Source organism: uncultured Megasphaera sp. (assembly GCF_958350005.1).
Taxonomy (GTDB): Bacteria; Bacillota; Negativicutes; order Veillonellales; family Megasphaeraceae; genus Megasphaera.
This window is the reverse complement of sequence record NZ_CATWFF010000101.1, coordinates 1-7,428: the sequence shown is the minus strand read 5'-3', so window position 1 is coordinate 7,428 and position 7,428 is coordinate 1. Positions and strand designations below refer to the sequence as shown.

The window sequence follows — 7,428 nt, the reverse complement described above, 5'->3', positions numbered from 1 at the left end:
ATATATATGCGCTTTTTATGATGCCGGCATAACTTATATTATTTTTTTGCTAGTTGGCATAAATTTTGCTTTATATTTTGTCGAGACGCGCTTGAGACGCGAACGATATGAAACATACATGACAGACAACATGTATTAGTTCTCTATGTATTTTAGAAAGGATGATTGATTATGGCATTAATGACAGGCGAACAGTATATTGAAAGCATGAGAAAACTCAACTTGCAGGTGTATATGTTCGGAAAGAAAGTAGAAAACGTGGTGGATGATCCTATTCTTCGTCCGTCGCTGAACTCGGTTCGCATGACATATGATCTGGCACAGATGCCGGAATATCAGGAATTGATGACCGTTATTTCTCCGTATACGGGCGAACGAGTTAACCGATTCACTCATATTCATCAGAGTACGACAGACTTAATGAATAAAGTAAAAATGCAGCGCCTCCTCGGTCAGAAAACGGCAGCTTGCTTCCAGCGCTGCGTTGGCATGGATGCATTTAATGCTGTTTTCTCTACGACGTATGATATTGATAAAAAATACGGTACGACGTACCATGAAAATTTCATGAAATTCCTGAAATACGTTCAAGAAAATGATTATACGGTAGATGGTGCTATGACAGACCCGAAAGGTGACCGTGGTTTAGCTCCCCATGCACAGGAAGATCCGGATATGTACCTTCATGTTGTAGAACGCCGTCCGGATGGTGTCGTTGTTCGTGGTGCCAAAGCTCATCAGACTGGATTTATCAATTCTCACGAAGTTATTGTTATGCCGACTATCGCCATGGGCGAAGATGATAAAGATTACGCTATTTCCTTCTCCTGTCCTACTGATGCCGAAGGCATTTTCATGGTTGTTGGCCGTCAGTCCTGTGATACCCGTAAACTGGAAGGGGCCCAGATGGATACAGGCAATCCTGAATTCGGCGGTACAGAAGCCCTGGTTATTTTTGATAACGTCTTTATTCCTAATGAAAATATTTACCTTAATGGTGAATATGAATTTGCCGGGACTTTGGTTGAACGTTTTGCCGGATATCATCGCCAGTCATACGGCGGCTGCAAAGTCGGCGTAGGTGATGTTCTTATCGGCGCTGCTGCTGTTGCAGCTGATTACAATGGCTGCCCGAAAGCATCTCATATTAAAGATAAGATTATCGAAATGCAGCACCTTAACGAAACCTTGTATGCCTGCGGTATTGCCTGCTCCGCATTGGGCACGAAGACGGAATCGGGGAACTACCTTATCGACCTGCTCCTGGCAAACGTCTGCAAACAGAACGTTACTCGTTTCCCCTATGAAATTGTTCGTCTTGCTGAAGATATTGCCGGCGGCCTCATGGTTACGGCTCCGTCGGAAAAGGATCTGCGAGATCCCAAAATCGGTCCATATGTTGAAAAGTATCTCCGCGGCGTCAGCAGTGTTTCTACGGAAAATCGCCTGAAAATTTTGCGGCTTATTGAAAATCTCAGCCTCGGTACGGCTGCTGTTGGGTATCGGACAGAATCCATGCATGGTGCTGGTTCGCCTCAGGCACAGCGCATCATGATTGCCCGTCAGGGTAACCTGCGCATGAAGAAAGCCTTGGCTAAGGCTATTGCTCATATTGAAGAATAATATATAAAAACGCTTACGATTATACTTTATATACCCTGCCGTGTTGCTGCAGAAGCGTTTACTCCTCCGCCAATGCAGCGACAGGACGGGAAGAAAGCAGGTGTGTTTGGTGAACGATTGGAGAACGACATATGCCGATAAAATTGTTTCGGTCGAAGAAGCTGTGAGCCATGTCAAATCAGGCGATCGCATTGCCTTTTCTCATGCATGCGGCGAAGGCCAGGCATTGACGGCAGAATTAGTTAAGCAGGCACCGCGGTTGGAAAACGTGGAAATCGTCCACATGGTAGCTATGAGTACGGCGCCATATTGCCAGCCTGGTATGGAAAAACATTTCCGCCATAATGCACTGTTTGTTGGTGGGTCAACACGTAAAGCCGTAGAAGAAGGACGGGCTGATTATACACCGTGTTTCTTCCATGAAATCCCGTCGTTATTCCGTGATGGATTGCTGCCTATTGATGTGGCTTTTATTCAGGTCAGCGAACCAGATGAAAACGGTAATTGCTCGCTCGGTATTTCTGTCGATTATACGCAGCCGGCAGCAGAAACAGCAAAGCTCCGCATTGCACAGGTTAATAAAAATATGCCCTATACTTATGGAAATGGCATTAATCTGAAAGATATTGATTATATTGTAGAGAAAGACGAACCTCTTATTGAACTGCAGCCGCCTCATATTGGTGATACAGAACGAAAAATTGGCGAGTACGTAGCCTCTCTCATTAAAGATGGTGATACGCTGCAGCTGGGAATTGGGGCTATTCCCGACGCAGTTCTGTCTTTCCTGGGCGAAAAGAAGGACTTAGGGATTCATTCGGAAATGTTTTCTGACGGCGTTGTTGATTTGGCGAATAAAGGTGTCATTACCAATGCTAAGAAGACGATTGATCAGGGAAAATTTGTAGCGAACTTCCTTATGGGTACCAAAAAATTATATGACTTTGTTGATCATAATCCGGACGTGCTTATTGAACCAGCCGATTATACGAATGATCCCTTTGTTGTAGCACAGGTAGATAATATTATCTGCATCAATTCTGCTATGCAGGTCGATCTTATGGGACAAGTCAACGCTGAAATGATTGGCTATCGGCAATTTAGCGGTGTTGGTGGTCAGGTGGACTTTGTCCGCGGCGCATCGCGTTCTAAAGGCGGTAAAGCAATTATTGCGATGCCCTCTACAACAGGAAAAACAAAGAAAATTTCCAAGATCGTATCTCTTCTCGATGAAGGATCTGCGGTTACGACCTCTCGTAACGACGTAGATTATGTTATTACGGAATTTGGTATTGCTGCTTTGAAAGGAAAGACCTTACGGCAGCGGGCAAAGGCGCTTATTGCAATTGCGCATCCTGACTTCCGGGCTCCTCTTATTGAAGAATTTGAAAGACGGTTCCACTGCAAATATGCGCAGTAAGAATTGGTTGGCCATGGCGACCTTTTTCATGCGTCATACTGCATGAAGGAGGCCGTGATGGCTATTTTTTTACTGTGAGCCACATTAATTATTACAACTATATGTAATAGATTTATGACGCTTTTACCCTAAAAGGAGGGAATCCTATGTTTGGTCCTATGTATAAAAGAAAAGAAGGGGAAATTCAGCCGGGTCTTAATTTGCACATCTTTAAATTAGTATTCCGCCTTCCTTTTATTCATTACCGCTTTGAATGGCCTGATTATGTTCAAGGGCTCATGCTGTGTGCTGTTTGTCTGGGGATTATTCCAGTGTTGCAGGAATATCTGGGCATGCCCTTTGAAGTTGCTATCACAGTTGTCATCATGAATGGTTTTTTATATACGTGGCATGCCCATTTAGGGGACCCCGTTGTGCCAGGATGGATTACGCCGGCTATTCCCTTGTTGCTGTTGTGGCTGTCCGGATTTCCGCATGATACGGCAGAACGGATGCACGCTCTTATTGCCTTTGAATTGGAACTGGGGATTCTTACTTTTATTCTGGGGGCAACAGGTCTGGCCAAGAAAGTCGTCGACATGGTGCCGGATGCACTGAAAGCAGGTATTTTGATCGGTGCCGGGATTGCTGCAGTACGGCTGGTATTCAATGCCGGCGGCAGCTTTGATAAATATCCTCTCACCATTGCTATTGCTGTTGGGTTTGCATTTTACTGTTCCTTCAGCAATCACTTTAAGAGCATTATGAATAAAAACAAAGTATTTCAGGTTGTTTCCGACCTGGGCCTTCTGCCGGCAATGGTACTGGCTGTTATCGTAGCTCCCCTTGTAGGAGAACTTCCCTGGCCGACCATTGAATGGGGTTTTACGGATCCTCATTTCATGGAAGTATTTACCCAGTGGAGTCCTTTTGCTGAACGCATTGGCTTCCCTGGCATGGAATATTATATTTCGGCTTTTCCATTGGTTGTTGCTACATATGTTGTACTGTTTGGTGAACTTATTCAGGCAGATGCGCTTATTGACGAAGCTCGTGAATTCCGTCATGGTGATGAAAACGTTCATTTTGACGCCAACCGCAATAACGTCATCGTCGGTGTCCGCAATATGATTATGGGTCTGGCCGGTCCGGACCTTTCCATGTGTGGTCCTATGTGGGCTGCCATGCAGGTTGTTATCTGCGAACGGTACAAACACGGTCGTGAAGCGATGGACAGCTTAATCGGCGGGGTTGCATCCTTCCGCCTTGGTACCTTTACCGGGTACTGGCTGTCTCCTATTGTCAGCTTTGTTAAACCGGTACTCCCTATTGCCCTGGCACTGACCATGCTGATTCAGGGATACGTTGCCGTCCGCGTCGGTGTACTGCGGGCTAAGACATTTAATGACTTGGGCGTAGCCGGCATTATTGGCGGGGTTCTGGTATCCCGCGGGGCAGCCATGGCTTTAGGTGTTGGTATTGTATTATGCATTCTGGTATATGGCAAGAATTTCTTCCAGAGAAAAATGTCGTTGTATAATACCAAGAGCGATCCTATTTTCAGTGTAGCTGCCATGAAAGAAATGGAAGCGGAAAAAGAAGGCGCAACGAAATAGGGAACTGTTGGTTATGGAGGCGAATGTATGCAGTATTACGGCGATTTATTAAGAAAACTGACAAAAGCTAATACGACGGAAGTGTGTGAGTTTTTTGTTAAAAAGTGTCTGTCTAATGCCAAGAGCTGTGCAAATAATGAAGGCATGAAACGGTTCTTCATGATTTGTGCTGTTTCTGCAAACGATGGTATCAAAGAATACCTGGAAAAGAATGATCTGACGTTCCGTGGATACTGGGCGCATCGCCGCTATTTTGCCAACGTAAAAAACGGGATTCCTGTTGTAGTTAAAACATATGTATCCTGCATGCTTGTGCTGCTGGCCAGGCAAAAAGAACTGATACGAAAGAAGACGGGACTGGATGAAGCCCAATTGTTGGCTGCATGGTGTCAGATTTTTGCATATGATGACAGCGATAAAGAACTGTTCAATCATATGGTTCGGATGGCTGGCCGCGGTGAACCGGGAGTACAGGAGGTTTTTGAGGTACTTTGCCAGGTGTGTCACGATAAGCTGAATGGCGGAGAAGAACAGAATCTGCCGTGCAGTGAAGAAAATCGGGATTTGCTCCTGTACCGCGTCGGAGAAGATGTGTATATTTTAGTCAAGCGCCTGCAGGAATTGCCAGACATTCCATGTGTGGCATAGAAAAGTGGTTGATACAAAAGAGCGCGCATCAGCACGCTCTTTTGTACTATTTGTGAAGATGTAATGTTGCGGAAAGGTGGTATAACGATGGCAATTGGATTGAAAGCTCCTGGATATTATATACAGGGTGCCGGAGAATTGGACCGTTTGGGACGGTATGTGAAGAAATTGGGGCAGACCTTTCTCGTTCTCTGCTCGCCGAATAACAAGCGTCGTATTGGTGAACGCATAGCAGCTTCTCTGGAAGAAGCGGGCAAGCAAATGATATATTGCGAATTTGGTGGACAATGTACGAAAGCGGCTATTGAAGCAGCGATGACGATTGCACAGGAAACGAAGTGTGATGTCATTATCGGTGTAGGCGGCGGCAAAGCTCTTGATACGGCAAAAGCAGTGGCAACGAATTTGGGTGGGTTGCCGACGGTAATTTTGCCAACGATTGCTTCTAATGATGCACCGTGCAGTAGTGTGGCTGTTATCTATAATGATGCCGGCGTCGTCGTCAAAGCACTGATGATGTATCGTAATCCTGATGTTGTATTGGTGGATACAGAACTGATTGCCAAGGCACCTAAAAAATATCTTATTTCCGGTATGGGAGATGCCTTGTCTACGTATTTTGAAGCGCGTGCATGTTATCGGAGTGGTGCGAAGACCATGTCTCGCGGTACCTGTTCAAAGACAGCACTGGCTTTATCGAAATTATGTTACGAGACGCTTCTGACAGATTCTCAGAAGGCCCTGGAAGCGGTAGAACAGGGAATTGTCACGCCTGCGCTAGAATCCGTCGTCGAAGCCTGTGTATATTTAAGCGGCGTTGGTTTTGAAGACGGCGGTCTGGCTGCAGCGCATGCGATTAATGATGGTCTGGCACTGGTGCCGCAGGCGCACAATGCGTCTCATGGAGAAAAAGTAGCATTTGGTCTGTTGGCGCAACTTCAACTGGAACCGGCACCTAAAGAAGAATGGGATACTGTTCTGGCATATATTCAGTCTGTAGGATTACCATCTTGTCTGGCCGATCTGGGAATTACGGAGATGCGGGAAGAAGAATTGCGCCGTGTAGCAGAAGCTGCTGTGGTACCAACACAGTTTACGAAAAATATTCGGCCTGGTATTACGGCAGATGATGTATATGCCGCTATTATGGCAGCAGATGCTGCTGGCAGGCATTAAGTATGGCTGCTATGTTTTCGATATCTTCAGAAGCATCCCGGTATATACAGGCGCGTGGCGGTAATGTCTGGATTACGCTGCACTTTGAGCCATCTGCAGGTGGCTGCTGACGTGGGGATCGTATCTGGGGCAGTTATGTTCCAGCTGTTTCGCTAGGACGTCCGGCGGGATCTGATATGCCTTGCGAGTCTGTACAGGGAATTACGGTCTGGTATCACCCTGAATTGCGTATTGCTCAGGGATATACATCTATACATCTTGTTGTGAAGTCCTTTTTAGGACTTGTATCCTGGTTAGAATTGGATGGGGCAGCGGGTTACACTGTACTGCCGCCAACGGAGATATAAAAAATACATCTTCTGGCTCATGATTTCATGCCCAGAAGATGTATTTTTTATTAAGGCGAATTGTCAAGTCAAGTGCAACGTTTTTGAAAAATAGACCTCATAGGGTGTGGTGTTCTGTAACCAATACATTTTCTAGGCCTTAGATTGAGTTCATCAATTTTCTTTTGAATGTATTCCTCTGGAATATCCGTGATGTCCTTTCCTTTTGGAAAATATTCTCTCAGTAGGCCATTGGTGTTTTCATTCGTTCCTCTCTGCCATGGCTGATGGGGCTTGGGGAAATAAAACTTCACGCCATCCAAAGCCCTTGTGACTTCGGCATGTTTGGCAAATTCCCTTCCTCTATCAGGAGTAATGGAATGAAGATGCTGTCCTTTCAGTTTCGCAATCATAACGGCATTGACCGCATACGCCTGTTTTCGGACGGCATTCCCTCCCAGAAGATAGCGGCTCTTTCTGTCTACTAACGTTACCAGGCAGGCTCTTCCTTTCTTCCCTTCGACCGTATCTGCCTCAAAATGGCCGCGACGAGAGCGATGGACGGCCCCTGCAGGGCGTTCTGAGCGATGAGAGATTTCTTCGGGAGACCATTGATGCATGGTAATCCGTTCTTTTACTT

The 7,428-nt window shown here is 45.8% G+C and carries 5 protein-coding genes and 1 pseudogene; 5 read left to right on the top strand and 1 reads right to left on the bottom strand.

Annotated elements, in window-relative coordinates:
* Nucleotides 1-171 precede the first annotated feature (171 nt).
* The 5 genes from Q3886_RS06940 to Q3886_RS06920 all read left to right on the top strand — a co-directional run bounded on the left by Q3886_RS06940 (nt 172) and on the right by Q3886_RS06920 (nt 6,462).
* Nucleotides 172-1,623 carry a 4-hydroxyphenylacetate 3-hydroxylase family protein gene (locus Q3886_RS06940; protein ID WP_301860545.1) on the top strand — a complete coding sequence of 484 codons (1,452 nt, stop codon included), beginning with the start codon at nt 172-174 and terminating at the stop codon, nt 1,621-1,623.
* 109 nt (nt 1,624-1,732) lie between these two features.
* A complete protein-coding gene (locus Q3886_RS06935) occupies nt 1,733-3,043 on the top strand; it encodes an acetyl-CoA hydrolase/transferase family protein (RefSeq protein ID WP_301860544.1) in 1,311 nt (436 codons plus the stop codon).
* A gap of 146 nt (nt 3,044-3,189) precedes the next feature.
* Entirely contained in the window at nt 3,190-4,638 is a 1,449-nt protein-coding gene (locus tag Q3886_RS06930; RefSeq protein WP_301860542.1) for a hypothetical protein, read from the top strand.
* A gap of 27 nt (nt 4,639-4,665) precedes the next feature.
* On the top strand, nt 4,666-5,286 hold the full coding sequence (locus tag Q3886_RS06925; protein WP_301860540.1) for a hypothetical protein: 621 nt from the start codon (nt 4,666-4,668) through the stop codon (nt 5,284-5,286).
* 87 nt (nt 5,287-5,373) lie between these two features.
* A complete protein-coding gene (locus Q3886_RS06920; RefSeq protein ID WP_301860539.1) occupies nt 5,374-6,462 on the top strand; it encodes a glycerol dehydrogenase in 1,089 nt (362 codons plus the stop codon).
* 410 nt (nt 6,463-6,872) lie between these two features.
* On the opposite strand, the pseudogene Q3886_RS06915 reads toward Q3886_RS06920, so the two are convergent.
* Nucleotides 6,873-7,428 (bottom strand): annotated as a pseudogene (locus Q3886_RS06915) (IS30 family transposase); the annotation flags it as partial.